The organism is Rhizobium sp. IBUN (genome assembly GCF_000510625.1).
GTDB lineage: Bacteria > Pseudomonadota > Alphaproteobacteria > Rhizobiales > Rhizobiaceae > Rhizobium > Rhizobium altiplani.
The window spans coordinates 36751-59025 of the sequence record NZ_AZNV01000016.1 but is presented as its reverse complement, the minus strand read 5'-3'; the positions used below and the strand labels follow the sequence as shown (position 1 = coordinate 59025).

Sequence of the window (22275 nt, the reverse complement as noted above, 5' to 3'; positions counted from 1 at the left end):
GGGACGTGCCTTGATGGCAATGAGGTTAATCGCGCTCCCAACAGCAAGCGCTGCCGAGGGTTAAACAAAAATAAACCATTGCCCTGTTCCGGGACAGGTTGTCGACGATCTGCCGGCGATTGGCGGATTAAGGCCTGATCAGTTGACCTTCAGCTTGGCTTCTTCCGCGGCCGCTACGAATTCCGCGCGTGCCTCCTCGACCGTCTTTCGACCATCAAGGGCGGCTCTGCAAGTGCTTCTTGCCTTCAGATAATGCAACCCGCGACTGCTCGGCCACAGGTCTGCCAGGCATTTCAGCGCGTCCATAGGGCCGACGATCGTGCGTGCGCCCGTATTTTCAAACCCCACATGAATAGGATTATTCCACTTCTCGCTGGCCATAGGCGCATTCTCCGTTGCTTACGCCAAAACGTGCAAGTCAGCCTTCGCGTTCCCCCAGAAGGCCCGTACTGAGTGTATTTTAGCGATATTTTCGGAGCCCGCAAACAGGAAAACCGGATGCTGGTTGATCTCGGTATCCACCGGCGCCGTCCCCCAGACCGCAGATCTTTTGAGTGCCGTGGGAGGTTATCTCTTTTTTAGCCGGCAGATCGGCTAAGGCTCGAACGTAGACGTGACCGATGCAAAGCTAGCAGCGTTTGAGGAAACCGTCCGGACGCTGAGGCAGATGATCCAAGACCTCGATGAGTCCGACTATACGCTGTGCCGTCCGACAAAGGATTGGCACTTCGACGCCTGAGACCGGACCAGGGCATTTTCTTTGAGCCGATGAGTTGGCAGTGCTTTCCCGCGAGTCCTATCGGAAATTATAAAGCGATTGCGGGTCATAGACGCAGGCGTAGTCGAGAATGCACTGTTTTCCCGTGGCATCTTGCAGGTTGGTTGTGTCCCGTTTGTCGCCGGGGCCGCATTTGGCCGGCGGATAACGGAAGCTCCGGCCACCGATGCCGACGCGCACGAAAAGCTTTTTCTCCTGGCGAATGATCTGCGTGATCTCAGTGCAGGTATGCTCACGGGCATTGATCTGCGTCACCGCGCCGGCAAAGGATGCGGACGACAGCAAAAGCGCGGCCGCTAGAACCATGTTTTTCATGAACGCCTCCTGGTTGCCGATTGAGCAGCGCACGTAGCACGATTCAACTGAAATCTCAGGGCGTTAGGTGGCTGCGCACTTGCGGGAGAGGCGTTCTTTCGCAGCCGAGAGTCACAGGTTGCCGACGGTCCACGCGCCAATAGAGCGATCATCGTCAAGCGCGACGGTATGAACCGCGGGTGACACGATTTCGCGCCGCCGTTTAAAACGACGCAGGCTTTACTGGCTGGAGTGCCGTTAAGGAAGCTTCCGAGCATCTGGGGATAGGTCTCATCCGCCCGAGTTTATGCCGCTGTGGATCGACGTAAACGGCCACTCTCACTCCTAAAAACGGCTGGACACTTTTCCAAAAAGCATAATGACGGCGTGGCAACAATGAGTGTCCAGTCACACGCTACCCGTCTTGTTTTTGTTGAGTTTCCGTGTGCCGGCTCTGGACACCAATGCACTTAAGCCTACTTGTTCTTCAGTAGCCATACCTTCCCGGCCATTGTTATCCCGTAGACGTCTTTCGAAGCGTTATCGTCGAGATGCCGCCGCTCCAGCAAGCCAGGCGCCTTTAGCTCATCCAGAACTTTGGCTGTTACGGACTTCACTTTCAGAGGCCGTTCCTTCCAGCGGTCCGACTTTGCGTAGGTTACCGTCGCATTCTGGTGCGTCCATTTGTTCGATGGCTGAAGATACAGGTCTCCGTCCCGAGCGAGTTTCAGTGCGGCAATCTGCGATGGCGTAAGCTCGATCATGTAGGAAACCTATTTGTCTTCTGTCTCGTGAGAACGTGACGGGAACATGCCGCACGGATTTTCTGTGCAATTCGTGGTCTGTTCCACACTTTCACGTCGTTTCGCGCGCCTCTCGGTCGCTGACGTCCACGCTCTTCTATCTGATTTTCCTAGAGAAAACTGGTGCTGCCGAGTGGGATTGAACCACCGACCTCACCCTTACCAAGGGTGTGCTCTACCACTGAGCTACGGCAGCAGGAACCAGACGCGCAACCGAACCGGCTGCATTGCGTGAACGGGGGGCCTATTGCCACAGCTTCATGATAAGCGCAAGCCGCAATTTCCATCTTTGTAGAGATTGAGGCCGGCCCACTTTTGGATTGGCGCGAATTCGGCTAAGTCTGGGCGATGACCGAAAACACCGAAAAAGGCCAGAAGAGCCGCAAGGCCGAGATCGAACGCCAGGCAAAACTACGTCGCGAGCGGGCCGCCGAAAAGCTCCGAGAAAATTTGTCCCGCCGCAAACAGCAGACCCGTGCGCGTCGATCGGGGCAGGCGGATGAGACGGATGGCCTGCCTGCCGCAAAAATGGACGAATCATAATGTTCGGTTCACGGCGAATTGAAGCCCCCGCTAATTTCGTCTAAACACCCGCATCTTTTTACAGACAGCCTTTCAGAAAGGCGGGCATCGCCCGTAAGCGCACATGGATCGTATTAGAATTGTCGGCGGTAATGAGCTTAACGGCATCATTCCGATTTCCGGCGCCAAGAATGCCGCCCTGCCGCTGATGATCGCCTCGCTACTTACCAGCGATACACTGACGCTTGAGAACGTGCCGCATCTGGCCGATGTCGAGCTTTTGATGCGCATCCTCGGCAATCACGGCGTCGACGTTGCCGTCAACGGCCGCCGCGAGCGGCAGGAAGACGCTTACTCGCGCACCATCCACTTCACCTGCCGCACCATCGTGGATACCACCGCTCCCTATGAGCTGGTGTCCAAGATGCGCGCCTCCTTCTGGGTCATCGGTCCGCTGCTGGCCCGCGAAGGCCAGTGCCGCGTCTCGCTGCCGGGCGGCTGCGCCATCGGCACGCGTCCGGTCGACCTCTTCCTCGATGGCCTGACCGCGCTTGGCGCGAACCTCGAGATCGACAGCGGCTACATCAATGCGACGGCACCGAAGGGCGGCTTGATCGGCGCCCGCTACACCTTCCCGAAGGTATCCGTCGGTGCGACTCACGTCATGATGATGGCCGCAACGCTTGCCCGCGGCACGACCGTCATTGGCAACGCCGCCCGCGAACCGGAGGTCGTCGACCTCGCCAACTGCCTCATTGCCATGGGCGCCAAGATCTCCGGCGCCGGCACCAGCACGATTACGATCGAGGGCGTCTCGTCGCTTTCCGGCGCGCGCCATCGCGTCCTGCCCGATCGCATCGAGACCGGCACTTATGCCATGGCCGTCGCCATGGCCGGCGGCGATGTCACTCTTGAGCACACGGATATCGCGCTTCTCGACACGGCCCTTGAAACGCTCCGCCGCGCCGGTGCCGAAATCTCGCCGACCAGCAACGGAATGCGCATCCGCCGCAATGGCGTCGGCATCAAGCCGGTGGATATCGTCACCGATCCCTTCCCGGGCTTCCCCACCGACCTGCAGGCGCAATTCATGGCGCTAATGACGCGTTCGACCGGCATCTCGCATGTCACCGAGACGATTTTCGAAAACCGCTTCATGCATGTGCAGGAACTAGCGCGCCTGGGCGCGAAGATCTCGCTGTCTGGCCAGACGGCGAAGATCGAAGGCGTTCCGCGGCTGAAGGGTGCGCCCGTCATGGCGACCGACCTGCGCGCCTCCGTATCGCTCGTCATCGCCGGCCTTGCCGCCGAAGGCGAGACGATGGTGTCCCGTGTCTATCACCTCGATCGCGGCTTTGAGCGCCTGGAAGAAAAGCTGACCCGCTGCGGCGCCATCGTCGAGCGTGTGAGCGAATAACGAAAGCGCGCTTCTCAGCCCTTCGATATGGTTGCGCATTGTCGTGTCGCGCCTTATGTCCGTTGTCTGACGCATCGCCATTCCGGCGATGCATTGGCGATGGGGTATTGCCTGAATGACCGACCTGAAGCTGGTAGCGCTCGATAGCGAAGATCTTGCCGTCGTCTCCGCGCATTTGCAGGATAGCGTCTTCAAGGTCGCCGATCTGGCCTGGTCGCCGCGCGAAGGTCAGTTCTCGGTCGCCGTCAACCGCTTCGTGTGGGAAGAAGCCGGCAAGAAGCGCAGGGGGTTCGAACGCCGCCGCGCAGCTGTCGTCTTCAAGCGTGTACTTGCGGTTCGCTCCACCGGCATCGATCGCGAGAACCGCGACGCGGTGCTGTCGCTGCTTGCTATCCGCTTCGAGCAGAAGGGCGAGGGGCCGGAGGGAACGGTCGAGCTGGCGCTGTCAGGCACGGCAAGTGTTGCGCTCGATGTCGAATGCATCGAGGTTCAGCTTGCGGATATCGGCGGAGCGTGGGAAACCGCATCCAAGCCGCGCCATCCCGGCGCCTGAGAACTGGTTGTTCTGTTATCAAAGAGGAATATCGCATTGGCAATCTGGCTGGATCAGGCATCGGAAGGCTTCGAGCAACGGTTTGCCGCCTTCCTGACGACCAAACGCGAAGTCTCCGAGGATGTGAATACGGCAGTCCGCGCCATCATCGATGACGTCAGGGCACGCGGCGACGTGGCGCTTGCCGAATACTCGAAGAAATTCGACGGGATCGATTTTGCCGTAACGCCGATGCGCGTGACGGAAGCCGAGATCGACGCAGCGGTCGAAGCGGTGCCGGCCGAGGTGCTTGGCGCGCTGAAGGTCGCGGCCGTGCGGATCGAATCGCATCATCGCCGCCAGTTGCCGAAGGACGATATCTATGAGGACGACATGGGCGTCGGTCTCGGGTCTCGCTGGACGGCGATCGAGGCGGTCGGCCTTTATGTGCCGGGCGGTACTGCGAGCTATCCGAGCTCGGTGCTGATGAACGCGGTACCGGCCAAGGTTGCCGGCGTCGACCGCATCGTCATTGTCGTTCCGGCAACCGGTGGCGTGGTCAATCGGGCCGTGCTCGCCGCCGCCAAACTCGCGGGCGTCACCGAAATCTATCGGCTCGGCGGTGCGCAGGCCGTTGCAGCCCTTGCCTACGGCACCGAAACGATCGCGCCGGTCGCCAAGATCACCGGCCCGGGCAATGCCTATGTGGCTGCCGCCAAGCGCCAGGTCTTCGGCACCGTCGGCATCGACATGATCGCCGGTCCCTCGGAAGTGCTTGTCATCGCCGACAAGGATAACAATCCGGACTGGGTGGCGGCCGATCTTCTGGCGCAGGCCGAGCACGATGCGAGCGCGCAGGCGATCCTCGCGACTGACGATGCGGAGTTCGCCCGGTCCGTGGAAGCAGCCGTCGAGCGGCAGTTGAAACTGCTCAATCGGGCCGAAACCGCTGCCGCAAGCTGGCGCGACTTTGGAGCGATCATTCTCGTGAAGTCGCTCAAGGACGCCATTCCGCTGGCAAACCGGATTGCGCCCGAACACCTGGAGCTTGCCGTTGCCGATCCGGACGCGCTGCTGCCCCGCATCCGCAATGCCGGCGCGATCTTCATCGGCGCCCATACGCCTGAAGTGATCGGTGACTATGTCGGCGGCTCGAACCACGTTCTGCCGACGGCCCGCTCGGCCCGGTTCTCCTCCGGTCTCTCGGTGCTCGATTTCGTCAAGCGCACCTCGATCCTGCGCCTCGGTCCCGAGCAGCTTCGCACGCTCGGTCCCGCCGCCATAGCGCTGGCCGTTTCCGAAGGACTGGACGCACACGCACGGTCGGTCGCGATCCGCCTGAACCTGGAAGGGTGACAGATGGCAGCGGGCGACTTTCGGCTTTGCGACGTCGTCCTTGACGACAGCATCGGCAGAGCGACGCCCGACGTCGAGCACGAGCGCGCGGTCGCCATCTTCGATCTTGTCGAGGAAAACAGCTTTACGCCCGTGGGTCATTCCGGTGGGCCGTACCGGCTGAATATCTCGCTGGTCGACTCCAAGCTGGTTTTCGCGATCACGACGGAGGACGGAGGCGCCGTCGCCACCCACATCCTGTCCTTGACCCCGTTTCGTCGCATCGTGAAGGATTATTTCCTGATCTGTGAAAGCTACTACGAGGCGATCCGCTCAGCCTCGCCGAGCCGCATCGAGGCGATCGACATGGGACGGCGCGGCATTCACAATGAGGGCTCGCAGACGCTGAGGGACCGCCTGAACGGCAAGATCGAGATCGATTTCGATACCGCACGCCGGCTGTTCACGCTGGTTTGCGTGCTTTACTGGCGCGGTTGACGTCGATGGAAGCGCAGGTCGACGCAGGCGAAGGAAAAAGGCCGGGAGCCATCCTGTTCATGTGCGGCATGAACTGCATTCGCTCCCCGATGGCCGAGGTGATCGCCCGCAGCATGCTGCCTGCGAACGTCTATATCAGGTCCGCGGGCGTCCGTTCGGGGGAGCGGGACCCCTTCGTCGATGTTGCGCTTGAGGAGATCGGCCTTTCGCTTGGCCGGCATCATCCGCATACGCTGGAAGAACTGGAAGATGATTACTTCGACCTGATCATCTCGCTCTCGCCGCAGGCGCACCATGCAGCGCTCGAACTGACCCGGTCGAAAGCCATCGAAGTCGTCTATTGGCCAACCATCGATCCGACAGTTGTTCAGGGCACGCGAGAGCAGATTCTGGACAGCTACCGGCAAGTCCGCGATCATCTGACCGAACTGATCGAGAGCCGGCTGGTTAGAAGAAACACCATCGCCGCGCATTCGGCGTGAAACAAATGACGGAAACGCGATCAATTAGGTTCACAAACCCTCGTTGATTGTGTAGTTTCCGCCCAAAATTTTGGGGCGGCTGCCGCCGTCATCTCAACCCACAGGAAGAAAACCACTATATGCCTAAAGAAGAAGTCCTCGAATTTCCGGGTATTGTGACCGAGCTTCTGCCGAACGCAACGTTCCGCGTAAAGCTCGAAAACGAACACGAGATCATCGCTCACACTGCTGGCCGCATGCGCAAGAACCGCATCCGCGTTCTGGCCGGCGACAAGGTTCTCGTTGAAATGACGCCCTACGACCTGACCAAGGGCCGCATCACCTACCGCTTCAAGTAGGCCTGCATATAAGGCTTGAAAGGCCGCTTTCTCCGTCTTCCGGTGGTCGAGGTTCCATGGCGCTGAAATACAAGCTCATTCTGGCTTCCGGCTCGCCCCGCCGCGTTGATCTGCTCAATCAGGCAGGGATCGAGCCTTCGCGTCTCATGCCGATGGATATCGACGAGACGCCGAAGAAGTCTGAGCACCCGCGCTCGCTCGCCCGGCGCCTGTCGACGGAAAAGGCCGAGGCAGCACTTGCCGCCATCAAGGGCGACATGACGTGGAAGGGCAGTTACATCCTGTCCGCCGATACCGTCGTAGCTGTCGGACGCCGTATTCTTGGCAAGGCCGAGTTCGCGGATGAGGCGTCAGCCTCGTTGTATCTCTTGTCCGGGCGCAGCCACTGGGTCTATACCGGCGTCTGCCTGGTGACGCCCGACCGCAAGATCCGCCAGAAGATTGTCGAGACGAAGGTTCGCTTCAAGCGTCTTTCCGGTTTCGAGATCGAGAACTACCTTGCGTCAGGGCAGTGGCGCGGCAAGGCCGGGGCCTACGGTATCCAGGGCCTGGCCGGAACATTTGTGCAGAAGATGGTTGGCTCCTACACCAACGTCGTCGGCCTGCCGCTTTATGAAACCATCCTTTTGCTGACCGGCGAAGGCTTTGACGTGCATAGCCGGTGGCCCGAGGGCTGATCCTCGAAGGAACCGCTGATGTCTGACGAAAGCAAGGCCGCCAAGGTCGAACCGCTGCGCAAGACGCGGCCCTGCCCGGAATGCGGCAAGCCGTCCAACCGCGAACACTACCCGTTTTGCTCGAACCGCTGCCGCGAGCTCGATCTTTCGCGCTGGCTCTCCGGCTCATACGCCATCCCCGTTGCCGACGACGAAGCGAAGGCGGATTACGAGGACGAGCAATAGGCCGGTTTTTCCACGGGCGAAGCCATTAAATTCGTTGATGAATTTGGAAAATTCCAAGGCTTCTCAAAAAACTGTCATTTGGCGCTTGCCATGTCCGGACAAGATGCTATAACCCCGCTCGCTTCCGGGGCGAACCAAGGCCCCTCGGTTCTTTCCCAGGAAAGAATGTCTGCGAAGCGGGTTAGCCCAGATAGCTCAGTTGGTAGAGCAGCGGATTGAAAATCCGCGTGTCGCTGGTTCGATTCCGGCTCTGGGCACCATTTCACCACCCATTTAGTCGTGTTTATCTAGCCAAGTTTCCAGAAGCCTGGCTTGGCTGGATGCCACTATCTCTTAATGACCGCTTTCGGCCCCAAGCGGACTATCCGTTCAATTTGCATTGCTGGCAGGTTTGCGCGATTCCGGGAGCCGCTCCACCGACAACGCACCCCCTGGTCAATCCCAACCGCTTGAGGCTGCATCGTGTAGTTGCAACACGGACGGAGGTAAATTAGTATCCTCTGACATTGAGGCGAGGGGTGAAGCCGGCCATTCGCTGGTGCCAGGTTATCTCAGGGCGATTTCGGTTGGGGGACCGAGCCATGGGGATGGAATTCGACGTTGCTAGCATAGAACGCGCGTTCGTCGAGGCGGCACTCGATCCAACGAAATGGAACGAGGCGATGAACGCCGTCACGATCGCCACTGGATGCACCGGTGCGGTTCTTTTTGATACCGGCAATCATCTGCCAGGACTGCCACACAGCGAAAGCATGGTTCGGTCGCTCGAGGCCTATGTCGAGGGTGGCTGGATTGATCGCGACGTCCGCTACGGGGTGCTTTCGACGCTGGTGCAGAGGGGTGTTGCGACGGATTTCGACATATTCACCCCCGATAGCATCTCGAGGCATCCCTACTACCAGGAATTCCTCGCACCGAACGGGCTGCAATGGTTCGCTGGGGTCAAGGTCGCGTCGAGCGACAGCCTCTGGTGTCTGGCCCTGCAACGCTCCCCAAGTCTCGGTCCGTTTACTCCGGCACAGCTGCACTCCCTGGTGAGCCTCTCAGGGCGTCTCGGCACGGCCTGCGCCATAACAAGGACGCTCGGCCTCGGGCGCATCGATGCTGCACTCGAGGCCTTCGACATGAGCATGACGGCGGCGATCATCTTTGATGGATGCGGCAATGTTCTAAGGTTGAATGCGGCAGCCGAGCGCATTGTCAACGAGCCTGCCAGGGATGAAACCTGTCCTACAATCACCGTGCGGGCAAAGCGCTTATACTCATACGACACCTCGGCTTCGAGGTTGTTCGAGATGGCCCTCGCACAGGTGATACTCCGAAAGGACACGACGTTCGCCGATCCGATCCGGTTGCCGCGACAGGATCGCGTTCCGATCCTCGCCTATGTGACTTCCCTAGCTTCGATCGCATTCAACCCGCTGGCTCCCGGGCAGGCCGTCGCAATCCTGATCGATCCGGATGAGCGGCGCTCGCCCACGCAAGCGTGCCTTCAGAAATGCTTCTCATTGACCCCAAGCGAATCCAAGCTGGCGCAGAAGCTGGCGATGGGACTTTCCCTCGACGACGTTTCCAGGGAATGTTGCATCTCCCACGAGACGGCCAGAAACCATCTCAAGGCCATCTTCGGCAAGACGAACACGCATAGGCAGTCGGAACTTGTCGCCGTCCTTTCGCAGTTCGGCCAGACGCGACCCGCGAATTGACGCGCGCTAGATTTTTGCGTGGCCGGAAACCCAATATTCTTTCCTCAAGGTCTCCGAAAATATCGAAAGAGCTACGTCAAAACCTTTAGCACGGGCGGCAAATCCGACGCGAAAGTGGTCCGGGCATCTAAAGCAGTCGCCTGGCACGACCAGGACGCCGGCATCGGCGAGCGCCATGCAGATCGGGCGGGCGTTTCTGCCGTCCATAACCCAGGGGAACGCGATTGTCCCGGCTTGAGGCTTAACCCACGACAGGATGCCTGGCTGGCTCTCCATGAAGCTCGCAAGCTTCGTAAAATTTGCGGACGCCACTGAGCGCAACCGCGCAAGAATAGCGTTGCGATTGGCAAGGGCGTGGGTTCCGATCCTCTCCAGGAGCGGCGCGCTGCCCATCGTGAAGTAGCTTCGTGCTTCGACGATGCGCTTCCGTCTCCGCCCATCGGGGTCGACAATCCATCCCAAACGCAGTCCAGGAAGGCTAAATGTCTTCGACATGTCACCGATGACAATCACATTTTCGATGCCTGTTGCCGACCGTTCGGCCGTCCCGAAATAGACAGGGTGATAGGCCTCATCCACAACCAGCGGAATCCCGCGGTCCCGGAGGCCGGCTGCGAGTTCGGAAATCTTGCCGCGTGACAGGATCGTTCCCGCCAGATTGTGTGGCGTATTGACCAACGTCAAAACGGTCTTGTGGTCCGAAGCCGCAAGGATTTGATCGGCGTCCTGCCGATAGCCGTTGTCCCGCGACAACTCGTATCGACGGGTTTGCAAACCCCATGCCTGCGCCATAACTTCGAAGGGAGTAAATGCGGGGTTCGGAATAAGGACATTGTGATCCGGCTGGGCCGATATACAAAGCAGGATCGCGATTGCCTCCGATGCACCGGACGTCACAACGACCCATTCCGGATCGACGTCGTAAAGCGCAGCGATCACCCCTCGGAGATCAGGGTCGCCGTCGGGAGGCGCGTCGCCCAGAACGACTTCCGAGACATTCACCGCCTCGTTTCCCAAAGCTAGCAGTTCCCTCAATGTCCAGGTCGGTCCCGCGCTCGAAGCCAGGTCGTAGAGTATAGGGGATCGCGAGGATCCGTATTTCGCCAACCATTGATCAAGCAGGTACGGTGCAAGCTGCATTTGCGACACGTCCTTCTGGTTCGAAATGACCCATCGTTGATAGGTTGAACCGTCATGGCATGAATGCCGGAAGTTGGGTGACGCCAAGCAGTATGCATCCGCGACTTCCGGGAATTTCCTGATTTTCCATATCAGTTGGGAAGGGTCTGCCCATGGCGGCATGCGTCAGGAATGATGGTCGTTGTTCTGTCAGTCGTTGCGATGGCGACCCACTTCCTCCCACCGACAGACGACAAAACGCCTCACCATTCGTCCACCGGCTGCGGCAGACCCCGTCCCCCCTCTAACGGACCGGATTTTAGTGTTGAGACAATACAACCGCATGACCCGTTTGGGTCATGCGGTTAAGGAAAATCGCGGTGTGGATGCGGTACCTCCGGCTGCCACGAAGATCATTGGCTTCTCCACAGCCGTGACGCACCAGTCGTAAGGCCACCCGCAGGGAAACCTCTTTGGCACAGCGTGCAGCTAGGCTGGCCCACGAAGGCGAACGCAGGACGCTTGAGCGCCTCGTTCGCCCTCAATTGGCCCAGCCCCGGTCAGTAACCGCACGACAACGCGTTTGTCGGTCTGAAGCCATGTGCACAGGCGGGATTCACGGAATACCGCGGTTGATACTGAAAATCTCCGCGATTTGAACTTTGCGGAGTTGTTGTGCAGGCCGAAGCAAACGCGGCGAACCCTATCAGTATAAGCATCCGAAGTCTGCGCATCGGTTTCTCCCTGCAGCGGTTGAACTCGTGTAGAGAAACAATCTACCACCCCATCTGGCGCATGCGAACGAACACTTGACGGCGAAATTGTCTTTGTGTGGTGCCGGTGGAGCGGTACCTTGCACGGCGTGAATACGCCCCTTGACGCTGTCGCAAAATGAGAACAAAATAGGAACATTCCTATGGAGGTTCTCATGACCCATACTGAACAGGTTATCGCGAATGCCCTTGCTGCCGTCGCCGCAAGCCGGGCGGAGCGGGAGCGCGATGCCGAGCGCCGCAAACGCGTTTTCGGCCAGATCGATATCGGCCGCCCTCTGCCAGTAATCAAAGGCCAGCAACTCAGCCTTGACCTTCACTGATGACGACGTGATTGAGACGATCGCCACCGTGCTGAAGGACGTCCGCGAAATTCGACGACAGGGGTGCCTCCCGTGACTGCGGCCCAATCGGCGCCGTCGCCCATATTGACGGGACTCGTGATCTGCCTGCCCTCTGTGTAGAGTGTGTCGCGGCCAGGACCCATGTCGATATTGCCGTTGACTGCTCCTGGATCGCTGAAACCGAGATTGACATCTCACTCGTCGCCCAGGCCCGTCGTCGCTGACCCGGCCTGATAGAGAACGCTCACCGCCGATGGCTTGCTGGCCGCCAACTGAGGCAGGTCATCAGCCTCCGCCTTTACCGTCGCCCGGCTCACGTGCTGAGGCGTGGTGGTAGGCACGGCCCAAAGTAGATCCTTTCTCAGTCAGCCGATGCTGCTGTGAAAACCGCCAACTGGGCGTCGAAGGCACGCTTGAAGGCCGGCCGAGCTTTGCCGCGGGCGACATAGGCGGAAAGGATCGGGTATGCGTCCAGCATGCCCAATCCTTCCAATCTGCGCAGTACCGTCACCATGAGGATGTCGGCGGCACTGAAGTTCCCGTCGAGCCAGTCGGCATCGCCAAGCCGATCGGAAAGTTCGCTCAGTCGCTTGCGAATGCGTTTGTCAATCATGGGCAGGCGTTGCTCGTACCAGGGCTGGTCGCCCTCCAGGAATCTGGCAACTTCTCTATCGACGATCGGCGGCTCTATCGTGTTCAGCGCGGCAAACATCCATTCGATCGCGCGTGCCCGACCATTTGTATCGTCAGGCAGGAGGCCCGCATGGCGCTCCGCGATATGCAGCACGATCGCCCCCGATTCGAACAAGGCGAGATCGCCCTCCTCATAGGTCGGAATCTGCCCGAAAGGTTGGACCGCGAGATGCGCGGGTTCCTTCATCGCTTTGAACGAAAGAAGACGAACGTCGTAAGGCTGGTTCACTTCTTCGAGCGCCCAGCGAACGCGCATGTCGCGCGCCAAACCCCTGCCACGATCGGGCGACCGTTCAAAGGCGGTAATGGTGATGGCCATTGTTGTTCTCCATAGCGTGTCTGTCTTGAAGACGACCGGCTAAACGAGATTCCGACACCCAATGTTCAAGATAGTCCTCGCGGTTGGTTCAAATAGGGGAAGGATTCTTGCTGGCGCGAGGGGGCAGCTTTCGACTTATGCTAGCCGTTTCTTCCGCACAGGCCGCAAACGCCCACATCGCGAAGGGCGCCTTGCCTGCTTCGACTAAGCCATCCTTCGCAGCACATCGAGCAGCGTCTGGGCGTCATCATTGGCGCCGATCCGCCGGAGGCCGTCGTCCGCAAGCGTAGCGATCGCCTCGAGCGCTTCGTGCTCGCTCCAGCCCGCATCGACCGATGCCGCGACGAGATCGCGGAAGGCGAACTGCAGCGCGTCCTGGCAGCGGATGTCCCGGTCGGGGTCATCAGTGGCGACGAAGGGTTTGTAAATGTCTCTCATCTCGCTCTCCACGAATGTGCCGACGAGGCAGAATAGTCGAAATGGGTTTAAGGAAATGCTTAAGATTTTGCCAATCTACAGGGGTGAAATGCCGATGCGATGGGCGGGGAGTGTTGCGGCGCGTAGCGGTCGCCCGCAACGGTAACAAAATGGTCCTCAGAAGGTTAAATCTCGGACGGCCGCCGTTCTCAATTCTATTGCGGAATGATAATACTGTCAGCGCAAACGGAGGGGGATACTCTATGCCACGCATATCGCAGCTATACTTCAGGACGGCAGTCATATTTCTGATTATCGGCATCCTCATGGGGTTGAACATGGCGATCTCGCAGGATCACAGCGTGATCGGCGCCCATGCGCACTGTAATCTCTTGGGTTGGGTGACGATGGCGATCTTTGGCGGCTACCACGCCCTCAATCCTCAGAAGGCCGAGAAGCGTCTCGCGATGATCCAGTATTACGTCTACACGGCAGGCATCGCGCTCATGGTGCCGGCGCTCTATCTCATGCTTCAGGGCAATACGGCCATGGAGCCGATCGTCGCTCTCGCGTCGGTCATCACCTTCGTCGGCGTGTTGCTGTTCGCTTTCATCATCTTCTCCAGCGAAAAGGTGGTACTCACACCGCCGGCGCCGTCATATCGCTGATCTGTCCAATGCAGCGTCTGGCAGGGTAGCCGCCCTGCCTGGCACTCCGCCCAGCGCATCTCGTCGCCGGACATCGATGTCGCTTTAATTGCGAGCCCGTTGCCTAGAGTTTCAATGGACGATCTGAATGCGGATCTGTTCCTTCGCCGCGTATTCGTGGCAATCGCCGGCAGCATCGCCGACGAAGATCACATCGCCATCGGAATCGAACAGGCCCCAGCAGGCTTCGTCGTCGAGGTAGACTTTTCTGACATAGCCGAAGGGTTCGGCATCGAGGACGACGCTGGGTGCATCAGGAACAGCCGCAAGTGTTCGCATGGATAACTCCATTGAGTCGTTTCTGTTTTAGTGCAAGCTTATATTGCACTTTGAAGCTGACCTGGGGCTATCCTTAGAAATCGGGATGGGAAACTGAGGTTGACGAGCGGACGGATTGGAGTCGACCGAATCACCCGAGTGGTCTGTTTCCGCCCCTTCGCCGGAGCTGAAGCGCATTGCCGCGGGCAATCAAAATCCTTATCTAGCACAGGCTGTCATCACCAAAGGATTTTCTCATGGCCGCCGATCTCAAGGCTCGTCCCCGTCCCGTTGGAGCAACCGCCGTTCTTGGTCGCACCGGCTTTCCACATGTCACCTCGGCCACCAAGGGTGAGCTCGATATCGTCACCGGCACCTCGCAACCTGGCTTCAATCCGCTCGACCTCCTCTATGCGTCGCTGTCAGCCTGCCTGGTCCTGAGCGCGCGCATTGCCGCAAGCCAGATGGGCATGCTCGACCGGATCACGGAGATCACGGCCGACGTTACTGGCGAGAAGGCAAGCGAAGGCCCGTCGCGTGTCCAGACATTCAACATCGCCTTCTCGATCAAGGGCGACCTCGATGAAGAGACGCGCCTGAAGATCGCCCATGCGGCGGAAGAAATCTGCACGGTCAGCAACACAATTCGCGGGGCGCCTGAATTCTCGACCGTCATTTCCGGCTGATAGGCTCGGTGCTGCAAATTCGCATCGGCGGGCAATAAGATTGCGCTTTTGCCTGCCCCTGTCGCTCCTCGGCTATCACGACACCATCGCTTCTGATAGGTCCGTTGCTCGCCGCCGGTCGTCAGGCGGTCAGAACGCATCGAGAGCTAATGTCGCAGGCCGCTTCCACCGTCGCAGAAACCCCCGCATCCAACCGTTTTCCCCTCGCCGCCCTGATCCTCGGCGGCGCGGCGATCGGCGGCTCGCCGATCTTCGTGCGGCTGTCGGAAGTCGGGCCGATGGCGACGGCCTTCTGGCGCGTCGCCCTGGCGCTGATCCCGATCTTCATATTCTCGCTTGCGAAGGGCAAGGATGCCGGCTCGAAGCCTGAAAAGCTATCCGACTATGCCCTGCTGGTCGTGCCGGGTGTCCTGCTCGCCATGGATCTCGCGGCCTGGCACCTCTCCATCACCATGACGTCGGTGGCCAATGCGACGCTGCTTGCCAATCTGGCTCCCGTCTTTGTCACGGTGATCGGGCTTCTGTTTTTCGGCGCAGTCGTTACCCGTGTCTTCGTTCTCGGGCTGGTATTGGCGCTTTCTGGCGTGGTTGTCCTGAAGGGCGGTCCTGCGGCGCTTGGCAATGGCGACCTCAGCGGCGATGGCGTCGCGGTCATCGCAGCCGTGTTCTATGCCGGCTACATCCTGGCAATCGGCAAGCTGCGCAGCCGGTTCGATACGGTCCGCATCATGCTCTGGAGCACGGCGTCGGCTGCTGTCTGCATCTTCCCGATCGGCTTCTTCTACGAAGGCCACATGCTACCGCCGACGGCCTATGGCTGGGCGATCGTCTTCGGTCTTGCCTTCGTCAGCCACGCGGGCGGGCAGGTGGCGATTGCCTATGCGCTCGCCTATCTGCCGGCCGCCTTCTCCTCACTGACGCTGCTGCTGCAGCCGGTCGTGGCGGCAATCCTCGCCTGGGTTCTGCTCAGCGAACCGATCGGCCCGATGCAGGCGATCGGCGGGGCAGTGGTGCTCGCCGGGATTCTGGTTGCCCGGCGAGGCTGATCTCAAATCAGGCGGCGGCCGCACGGGCGACGCGACGCGCATCGAGGATGGCGAGCGCCTCGTCGACCGTTGAGGCAAGCTCCGCCTTGTCGCTGTTGCAGGTGCCCCAGGCCTCGATGAAGCTGCTCGTCTTGCCGTAGCTGTTGTCGAGAACGCAGTGATCGGCGCCCAAGAGCACGCACATGATATGCCCGTGCATGCGATCGGTGATGACCTGGCGCGCCGAGCTCAGCAGGGCGACGCCACGGTCGAAACGCTGCTGCGCCCGTTCGCGATAGGCAAGCTCCGTCATCCGCGCGCGGCCGCCGATACGGCCGGTCAGAAGGCCCTTCAGGATCGCGGCGTGCTTCGTCTGGCGCTGGAAATCGGCAGGCTCGTCGGGCCAGTCCGATTTCACGGTACCCGGACGCAAGGTTGCTGCCGTCAGGTCCTGTGCGGTGCCGACTTCCTGGTCCTCACGCAGATTGAGCAGCAGCTCGTGCTGCGGCGTCGGTCGAGTGACCGGACCGATGCAGAAGGCCATGTCCGGGCAAAGCCGCGTTTCGCACTGGAACCAGCGCTGGGCAAATTCCAGGCTTCGCTGGTCGCGAACGAGAAGCGTGAACTGACCGTGGCGCTCGATCGCACGCGCGGTGCTGTCGACATTTGCCTGCTCCTTGAAATGGATCGTCTGCGGCATCTGGACGATCGGGCGGCCCTTGTGCTTGTCGAGCAGGCCTTCGCGGAACTGGCGGTAGCCGGCCCAGATGTCACCGAAATTGCCGCCGCCGTGCAGGAAAATGCGACCGCTGCTGATCGCGCCGAGCATCCGGTCTTCATCATAGGTCGGGATCTCGGTCACGTAGGTCGGGCGCGTACGTTTCTTGTCGAAATAGGCAAGCTCGCCGAGCCAGATGGCGCTGTCGCCAATATTGTAGTGGTTCGGGAAGTCGAGAAGCGCAAAACGCTCGGACGGATCAAAGAGGTCGGAAAGGCAATTGGCGATCACGCCCTGCAGGCGGTTGATGATCGTAATATTGGATTCCATGAAATGCTCCTTGTTTACGGACACTCGGGTCCATGCAAGCGGCTAGGCTTCGGCCTGTTTGCGGAATGGGTTGAGGGACATGGCAAGCGCGATGTAAGGGCGGATGACCGAGCGGCCGAAGATCGGCAGGAACGCCAGGTAAATCAGTCCGCCCAGGCCGATGCTAAGGCCAAGCGCGAGCCAGCGGTTTTGAATGTGCTCTACGATGACCGGATGCGCGAACCACACGCAGACGGCCATCAGTGTCGCGCCGCAGAAGGGCAGGGCGACGGCCTTCAGCGTGCTTTTGGCGTCGATATGCGCGTATCGCTGAAGCACATATTGCTGATAGGGCATCGTCAGCCAGGCACGCAGCGTATAGCCCGCAGCAACGGCGACAACGCCGTAGGGGACGAGCAGCCAGGTGAGGATCAGCGTCGTCACGAGCTGCAGGGCGGCGACGGACAGGATCGATTCCGCCCGGTTGACGGCCGAGAGCGCCGACGAGGCAAAGAAGTTCGTGACGAAGGGAACCGCCATCAGCACGAGGACGGTGGCGATATCGCCGGCATTGCCCCACTTGTTGCCGAAGAGCAGCGCGATCATGTCGTTCGACAGGGCGCCGAAGCCGAGCAGCAGCGGGATGGTTCCGAGCGCGGCTGCACCGACGATCTTGTTGTAGGCGTTGCGGAAGGCCGTGTGGTCGTTCTGCAGGCGCGACAGCGTGACGAGCGATACGCTGCCGATCGGGGCCAGCACCGCTTGGCCGATCAGCTCGATCAGCCGCCAGGCAATGCGATAGCGGCCGACTTCGACCGGGCCGAACCAGCGCGAAATGAAGATATCCTGCACGCGGGCGAGCAGCATCCACATCAGCTGGGTCACGACAAGGCTGATGCTGAAGAGGAAAACGGACCGGAACATCGGCACATTGAAGCGAAACTTCGGCATCCAGGGATAGTAGAACCAGCCGAGGAGCACGGTCACGGCGGCGTTGACCGCGGTCTGCGCAACGAGCGCCCAGACGCCCCAGCCGACAAAGGCGCAGACGACTGCGGTAATGCCTGAGAGCAGGCTGGCGGCGATTGCCTGCCCGGCGAGGCTCTTGTGGCCGAATTCACGGGCAAGGCGCGCATTGTGGATGACGGCCAGCGACGAAATCGGAAGCAGTGGTGCCAGCCAGCGCAGAATGCCTGAAACCGATGGATCGCGCACCAGATCGCCGTAGTAGGGCGCGAAGAAGAACACCAGCGAGGCAACGATGGCGCTGAAGGCGATCGTCGCCCAGAAGGCGGTATCGGCAAGCTCCTCGTCGAGATCAAGCTGGCGCGTGACCGCATCGCCGAGGCCTGCATAGGCAAGCACGCGGCCGATTTCCACGAAGAGGCTCGCAAGCGCGAAGGTACCGAAATCGCCGGGCCCGAGAATGCGTGCGAGGATGACGAAGATCACGAAGGTCGCGATTGTGCTCCAGGCCACGCGAATGACCGACCAGAGGACGGAAAGTGCGGTTTTCTTCTTAAGCTCGGCGTGCGCAATTGCCGTATCGGCCATGCATTATCCAATCGAATTTGGCTCGCGAAGAGTCGCGCGGTGATTCTGTTGGCGGCGAAGCGAAACCTCAGGCGGGCTGCTTTGCCTTCGGCGCTCGCCAGTAAGCGAGCATGCCGGTCAGGTTGTCACGAAGCTGGCTGCGGTAGGTCAGGCCAAGTTCCTCGTTGAGTTTTCGGCGCCCGATGGCCTCCATGAGCGCCTGGCGGATTTCCCAGCGCAGCATGCCGCGCATGTTCGAGCGGCGATCGAAGAGATATTTGGCGTACAGCGCTCCGTTGCCGAAGGCGTAGCCGGTCTGGAGACGTTTGATATCCGCGAGTTCACGCCGTCCATGGAAGTGTTTGACGGCAAAATCCGGCAGATATTCGACACGCACGCCGGCATTGAAGGCGCGGTGCACGTAGTCGGTGTCCTCACCGGAGCGGAAAGGGGAGCCCGCCCCGAAGCGAGTATCGAAAAAGCCGATCTTCTCGACCAGCCCATGGGGAAACGCCATGTTCGCGCCATGAATGAAGCCGCCGGCATGCAGCTCGCTGCTCAATACCGCAGGTTCCATCTCGGGCTTGATCGTGACCGGCAGGTCGCGTGTGTCGCCGAGCTCGATCCGCCCGCCGCGCATGACCATCTCGGTATCCGAGCTGAAAAGCGCTGCGAGCGTGCTGAAATAGTCGGGGAAAATCTCACAGTCGTCGTCGGTAAAGGCGAGGACACGGCCTCTCGCGGCGTTGAGGCCCGTGTTGCGGGCGATGGCGAGGCCGGGTTTCGCTTCATAGATCAAGTTGGTCTTGATCGGCGCGGTCGACGCCCATTGGCGGACGACGTCCGACGTCTCGTCCGTGGAGCCATTGTCCACGAAGACCAGTTCAAGTCTCAGATAGTCTGCCTGGCGGGCGGCAATAGAAACGGCATCCAGGCAGTTCGTTAGTCCATAGGCCCGATTTCTCGACGAGATGATCAGGCTGATGTCCACGGGCCGAGGAGGCATGCAAATTCCCCTTCTGCGATCGATGTCGAGGCGAGGATAGGGCTGGGACCCCGCTTCGGCAAGGAGCATTTTGCGCTGCAGCAAAATAGAACAGTTGGAGCAGTTCGCAGACGAATGTGGTAATTTCTTGCCTTCTGTATCGCTTAAGACAATCTAAATATAGATTTAAAAGATAAATGCTGAATTCTGGGGACAATGTAAGTGGAAATAATTCGTAGAAATTCATAATTCTAGTTTCAAAAATATATAGTATGATCAAATTGAGAAAAGATATGTAAAGATGTCGACGTATATTGTATAAAAAAATACAGCAGCGTCGAAATATATTTACACCGTATAAGTGTTGCAAACAGTCATGGCATTGCTTTCAATTTCTGGAAAAGAGACGGGCACGTCTTCATGAATAACAAATAACCGAGGGCCTTTGCGCAGTGGCGTTCATTGTTGACGTTTAGCACGAAGCAGAAAGGTACAACCGTCGGGAACAGCAGACCTTTGTTCGCTATCGTCAAGCGCGAGTTTGTGAAGGCTTGTTTGTCTTTGCTTTGAAACGTTGCTTCCGAACGCCGCAAAAGGACGGAATTGCAGGCGTGTCCGCGCGCGTCGGTGCATGAATGCAGGGGAACGCAGGGCCGGTGCCGCCCCTGCGAAAAAGCCCTTCCGAGCTAGTTGATCTGCTGTGCCAGCCATTTCTGGATGATCGAAACATCAGCGTCGCCGAGATCGTGTCCGCCGGCGATGACATCAGAGTCGACGGTCGCTCCCGATTGTTTCAGCCGGGTTTCGAGGTCGCTGGCATATTTGCCGTAAGCATCCGTCTTGCCGCTGATGACCAAGAGATCCGTGCCTTTGAGATCGGCGTGCGGATAATCCTTCAGGACCGGCATGGAGCGCAACAGCACAGCTTTGTGCACCAAATTCGGATGCAGATAGAGGAGCGAGTTGAGCAGGTTCGCGCCGTTGGAATAGCCGACATAGACGATCTTCTTCGGATCCAGGCCGTAGGACGATACGGCTCCCTCGATGAAGGCGGCAAAGGCCTCGGCTTCGTTCTTGATATCGTCCTGGTCGAAGGAGAACGGCGTGATGCGCTTGTACCAGCGCGGAATGCCTTCCTCCGTCGCCCGTCCGCGCACGCCAAGCAGCGTGGCACGCGGGGCAGCCTCGTGCAGCAGGGGCATCAACGTCGTTTCGTTGCCGCCTGAGCCGTGCAACAGCACGAAGACGCTGCCGTCAGGATCCGGCGGCGTATAAAAGCGGTGCACGAAGGGCAGGTCGCGGTAGTTGATGCGGGGCTCGCCGGGCATCGAAAATTGCGGCAGTACGACCTTCAGATCCTTGAGATCGGTGATTGGGTCCTTGGGAACGAAAAGCTTGGTGCCGAGCGTGGCCCGCGGCTCGTCCACCATCATGCCGGGCTTGTCTGTCGCCAATTCGATCAGTGTGCCGCCTGGCTCGCGGGCATAGAGCGATTCGAAATACTTGCGATCGTGCAGGTTCGTCGCCGACGCGCCGCTTTCCTTCAGGGCATCGTGCACCTTGTGAAGTTGCTTCTCGTCTACGGCGCGGAAGGCGACGTGATCGGCCGTCCCGGTACCGGGCGCGCCGGACCAGAATCCCTGGGCATTCCTGATGTCGACAATATCGCCCGATTCCGAGACAAGCCGGTCGATATTGCCGCGCGTTTCCTGGAAGCGGTAGCCGAAATGACGCTCCGCGAAGTCACGGCTTTCGGCCGGTTTCTCGGTGAGCATGGTGACGCCGCGTACCCGCTGAATGGCGTGTTCGACCGGAACGCCCGCGCCGTCCCAGGTAGCGGGCGACTTCAGATCACGGGCGCCGGCGAGCTTGACGATGATATTGTCGGGGTCCTTCAGCCGCAGCACAGGTTCGCCAAACTCATCGGCCGGGCCTTCAGAGCGAAGTCCGAAACTCATGCAGCGGGTGAGCCAATAGCCGATGCTCGATGGATCGATCGCAAGCGACAGCTCACCGATCTGGCTGTGGCCGACGCGGCCGGGTGAACCGTCTTCCCATACAAGGAAGGTCACCAACGAGCCGGGGCTGCCAACGCCGTCCCCGTAGAAGAGATGAAGCTGCGTGGCGTCTTCGAATCCGGCGGTCTGCTTGACCAGCCGCATGCCGAGAAAACCCGCGTAGAAATCCACGTTTGCCTGCACCTTTCGGGTCAGGAGGGTCACGTGATGGATGCCAGATACCATTGAATACAGTCCGGATGGATTGGGAGGCGTCGCCATCGCCAGCATTAGTGCAAGTATAAACGTCATGCCGTTATAATTGGGGTTTGCCTCGAAGGTTCCGCATAAAGAACTAAGCTATCTCCACGCGCCTGCAAATTCAAACTGTCCAGTCCGTCCAACACTTCGCGGAATTGCTGAAGGGTCCGCGGCTTGAGCATGCAGGTGGATGCTGCCATCGAGCGCGCGCAGGTTTTTCTCGCGCGGCCGTGAGGCCAAGCCCCGCGCCGGCGGGTCGCCCTGCCTGCGGCAGCTTCCAGAAGGCGTCGAAGATCTTGTCCTGATAGGTGGGGTCGGTACCAGGCCCGGCTCTTCAACTGGTCGCCGTCAAGCTTGCCGGCCAAGTCGTCGAGCAGGATTTCCGCGTACATCGCGATGTCTCGCGGCGGCGATTGCAGATCGTGCGAGGCGATTGCCAGGAAGCGCCGAATGCGCTCCTCGTTTTCAGTCGATTCAATCGGTTGCTCGGACGACATGCTGCAGAACCTCCCAGTCGGGCGAGA

At 59.7% G+C, this 22275-nt stretch carries 26 protein-coding genes and 2 tRNA genes; 15 read left to right on the top strand and 13 right to left on the bottom strand.

Features of this window, described 5'->3' with window-relative positions; translation table 11 throughout:
- Positions 1-138: 138 nt before the first annotated feature.
- From RHIBUN_RS0116265 to RHIBUN_RS0116245, 4 genes are all read right to left on the bottom strand, one after another.
- Entirely contained in the window at positions 139-381 is a 243-nt protein-coding gene (locus RHIBUN_RS0116265) for a DUF982 domain-containing protein (protein ID WP_025660341.1), read from the bottom strand.
- 415 nt (positions 382-796) lie between these two features.
- A complete protein-coding gene (locus tag RHIBUN_RS0116255) occupies positions 797-1093 on the bottom strand; it encodes a hypothetical protein (RefSeq protein WP_025660340.1) in 297 nt (98 codons plus the stop codon).
- 455 nt (positions 1094-1548) lie between these two features.
- Complete coding sequence (locus tag RHIBUN_RS0116250; protein WP_018858555.1) at positions 1549-1836, bottom strand: hypothetical protein; 288 nt, start codon at positions 1834-1836, stop codon at positions 1549-1551.
- A gap of 160 nt (positions 1837-1996) precedes the next feature.
- Positions 1997-2071 (bottom strand) — tRNA-Thr (locus RHIBUN_RS0116245).
- Positions 2072-2223: 152 nt separating this feature from the next.
- Between RHIBUN_RS0116245 and RHIBUN_RS0116240 the strand changes: the two genes are divergently transcribed.
- From RHIBUN_RS0116240 to RHIBUN_RS0116190, 11 genes are all read left to right on the top strand, one after another.
- Positions 2224-2418, top strand: a complete 195-nt coding sequence (locus RHIBUN_RS0116240) for a hypothetical protein (protein WP_025660339.1) — start codon at positions 2224-2226, stop codon at positions 2416-2418.
- A gap of 103 nt (positions 2419-2521) precedes the next feature.
- A complete protein-coding gene (gene murA / locus RHIBUN_RS0116235) occupies positions 2522-3814 on the top strand; it encodes a UDP-N-acetylglucosamine 1-carboxyvinyltransferase (protein ID WP_025660338.1) in 1293 nt (430 codons plus the stop codon).
- 115 nt (positions 3815-3929) lie between these two features.
- Entirely contained in the window at positions 3930-4367 is a 438-nt protein-coding gene (locus tag RHIBUN_RS0116230; protein WP_018858552.1) for a DUF2948 family protein, read from the top strand.
- Between the two features lie 36 nt (positions 4368-4403).
- Positions 4404-5702 carry a histidinol dehydrogenase gene (gene hisD, locus RHIBUN_RS0116225; protein ID WP_025660337.1) on the top strand — a complete coding sequence of 433 codons (1299 nt, stop codon included), beginning with the start codon at positions 4404-4406 and terminating at the stop codon, positions 5700-5702.
- Positions 5703-5705: 3 nt separating this feature from the next.
- Positions 5706-6179 carry a UPF0262 family protein gene (locus RHIBUN_RS0116220; protein ID WP_025660336.1) on the top strand — a complete coding sequence of 158 codons (474 nt, stop codon included), beginning with the start codon at positions 5706-5708 and terminating at the stop codon, positions 6177-6179.
- Between the two features lie 5 nt (positions 6180-6184).
- On the top strand, positions 6185-6661 hold the full coding sequence (locus tag RHIBUN_RS0116215; RefSeq protein ID WP_025660335.1) for a low molecular weight phosphatase family protein: 477 nt from the start codon (positions 6185-6187) through the stop codon (positions 6659-6661).
- 119 nt (positions 6662-6780) lie between these two features.
- A complete protein-coding gene (gene infA / locus RHIBUN_RS0116210; RefSeq protein ID WP_003545338.1) occupies positions 6781-6999 on the top strand; it encodes a translation initiation factor IF-1 in 219 nt (72 codons plus the stop codon).
- 56 nt (positions 7000-7055) lie between these two features.
- Positions 7056-7676, top strand: a complete 621-nt coding sequence (locus tag RHIBUN_RS0116205) for a Maf-like protein (protein ID WP_025660334.1) — start codon at positions 7056-7058, stop codon at positions 7674-7676.
- An 18-nt stretch (positions 7677-7694) separates the two neighbouring features.
- The gene (gene yacG / locus RHIBUN_RS0116200; protein WP_025660333.1) at positions 7695-7901 is read left to right on the top strand and encodes a DNA gyrase inhibitor YacG; all 207 of its coding nucleotides are present in this window, start codon (positions 7695-7697) and stop codon (positions 7899-7901) included.
- Between the two features lie 184 nt (positions 7902-8085).
- A tRNA-Phe gene (locus tag RHIBUN_RS0116195) sits at positions 8086-8161 on the top strand.
- A 321-nt stretch (positions 8162-8482) separates the two neighbouring features.
- Positions 8483-9607: a helix-turn-helix transcriptional regulator gene (locus RHIBUN_RS0116190; RefSeq protein WP_025660332.1), complete on the top strand. Its 1125-nt coding sequence runs from the start codon at positions 8483-8485 to the stop codon at positions 9605-9607.
- A gap of 6 nt (positions 9608-9613) precedes the next feature.
- On the opposite strand, the gene RHIBUN_RS0116185 is transcribed toward RHIBUN_RS0116190, so the two are convergent.
- Positions 9614-10747 (bottom strand): pyridoxal phosphate-dependent aminotransferase, encoded by a 1134-nt coding sequence (locus RHIBUN_RS0116185; protein WP_025660331.1) that lies wholly within the window; start codon positions 10745-10747, stop codon positions 9614-9616.
- A gap of 907 nt (positions 10748-11654) precedes the next feature.
- On the opposite strand from RHIBUN_RS0116185, the gene RHIBUN_RS36865 reads away from it, so the two are divergent.
- Positions 11655-11822, top strand: coding sequence for a hypothetical protein (locus RHIBUN_RS36865; protein WP_198021155.1), 168 nt, complete (start codon positions 11655-11657; stop codon positions 11820-11822).
- 382 nt (positions 11823-12204) lie between these two features.
- Here RHIBUN_RS36865 and RHIBUN_RS0116170 read toward each other — a convergent pair whose 3' ends face one another.
- Both RHIBUN_RS0116170 and RHIBUN_RS0116165 read right to left on the bottom strand, forming a co-directional pair.
- Positions 12205-12855, bottom strand: coding sequence for a glutathione S-transferase family protein (locus RHIBUN_RS0116170; protein WP_025660330.1), 651 nt, complete (start codon positions 12853-12855; stop codon positions 12205-12207).
- A gap of 204 nt (positions 12856-13059) precedes the next feature.
- Positions 13060-13293: a hypothetical protein gene (locus tag RHIBUN_RS0116165; protein ID WP_025660329.1), complete on the bottom strand. Its 234-nt coding sequence runs from the start codon at positions 13291-13293 to the stop codon at positions 13060-13062.
- A 242-nt stretch (positions 13294-13535) separates the two neighbouring features.
- On the opposite strand from RHIBUN_RS0116165, the gene RHIBUN_RS0116160 reads away from it, so the two are divergent.
- On the top strand, positions 13536-13940 hold the full coding sequence (locus tag RHIBUN_RS0116160; RefSeq protein ID WP_018117009.1) for a hypothetical protein: 405 nt from the start codon (positions 13536-13538) through the stop codon (positions 13938-13940).
- A gap of 111 nt (positions 13941-14051) precedes the next feature.
- Here RHIBUN_RS0116160 and RHIBUN_RS0116155 read toward each other — a convergent pair whose 3' ends face one another.
- On the bottom strand, positions 14052-14258 hold the full coding sequence (locus tag RHIBUN_RS0116155; protein WP_018117010.1) for a hypothetical protein: 207 nt from the start codon (positions 14256-14258) through the stop codon (positions 14052-14054).
- Between the two features lie 236 nt (positions 14259-14494).
- Here RHIBUN_RS0116155 and RHIBUN_RS0116150 point away from each other — a divergent pair, with 236 nt between their 5' ends.
- Complete coding sequence (locus RHIBUN_RS0116150; RefSeq protein ID WP_025660328.1) at positions 14495-14923, top strand: OsmC family protein; 429 nt, start codon at positions 14495-14497, stop codon at positions 14921-14923.
- 149 nt (positions 14924-15072) lie between these two features.
- Entirely contained in the window at positions 15073-15969 is an 897-nt protein-coding gene (locus tag RHIBUN_RS0116145) for a DMT family transporter (RefSeq protein WP_025660327.1), read from the top strand.
- Positions 15970-15976: 7 nt separating this feature from the next.
- Here the strand turns inward: RHIBUN_RS0116145 and RHIBUN_RS0116140 are convergent, their stop codons facing one another.
- The 5 genes from RHIBUN_RS0116140 to RHIBUN_RS34790 form a co-directional block, all read right to left on the bottom strand.
- The gene (locus tag RHIBUN_RS0116140; protein WP_025660326.1) at positions 15977-16996 is read right to left on the bottom strand and encodes a polysaccharide pyruvyl transferase family protein; all 1020 of its coding nucleotides are present in this window, start codon (positions 16994-16996) and stop codon (positions 15977-15979) included.
- A gap of 42 nt (positions 16997-17038) precedes the next feature.
- Positions 17039-18529 (bottom strand): lipopolysaccharide biosynthesis protein, encoded by a 1491-nt coding sequence (locus RHIBUN_RS0116135; RefSeq protein ID WP_025660325.1) that lies wholly within the window; start codon positions 18527-18529, stop codon positions 17039-17041.
- 67 nt (positions 18530-18596) lie between these two features.
- Positions 18597-19514, bottom strand: a complete 918-nt coding sequence (locus RHIBUN_RS0116130) for a glycosyltransferase family 2 protein (RefSeq protein WP_025660324.1) — start codon at positions 19512-19514, stop codon at positions 18597-18599.
- A 665-nt stretch (positions 19515-20179) separates the two neighbouring features.
- Positions 20180-21802: a VOC family protein gene (locus RHIBUN_RS0116125; protein WP_025660323.1), complete on the bottom strand. Its 1623-nt coding sequence runs from the start codon at positions 21800-21802 to the stop codon at positions 20180-20182.
- A complete protein-coding gene (locus RHIBUN_RS34790) occupies positions 21799-22248 on the bottom strand; it encodes a hypothetical protein (RefSeq protein WP_025660322.1) in 450 nt (149 codons plus the stop codon). The genes RHIBUN_RS0116125 and RHIBUN_RS34790 overlap by 4 nt, the downstream gene beginning before the upstream one ends.
- Between the last annotated feature and the right edge of the window lie 27 nt (positions 22249-22275).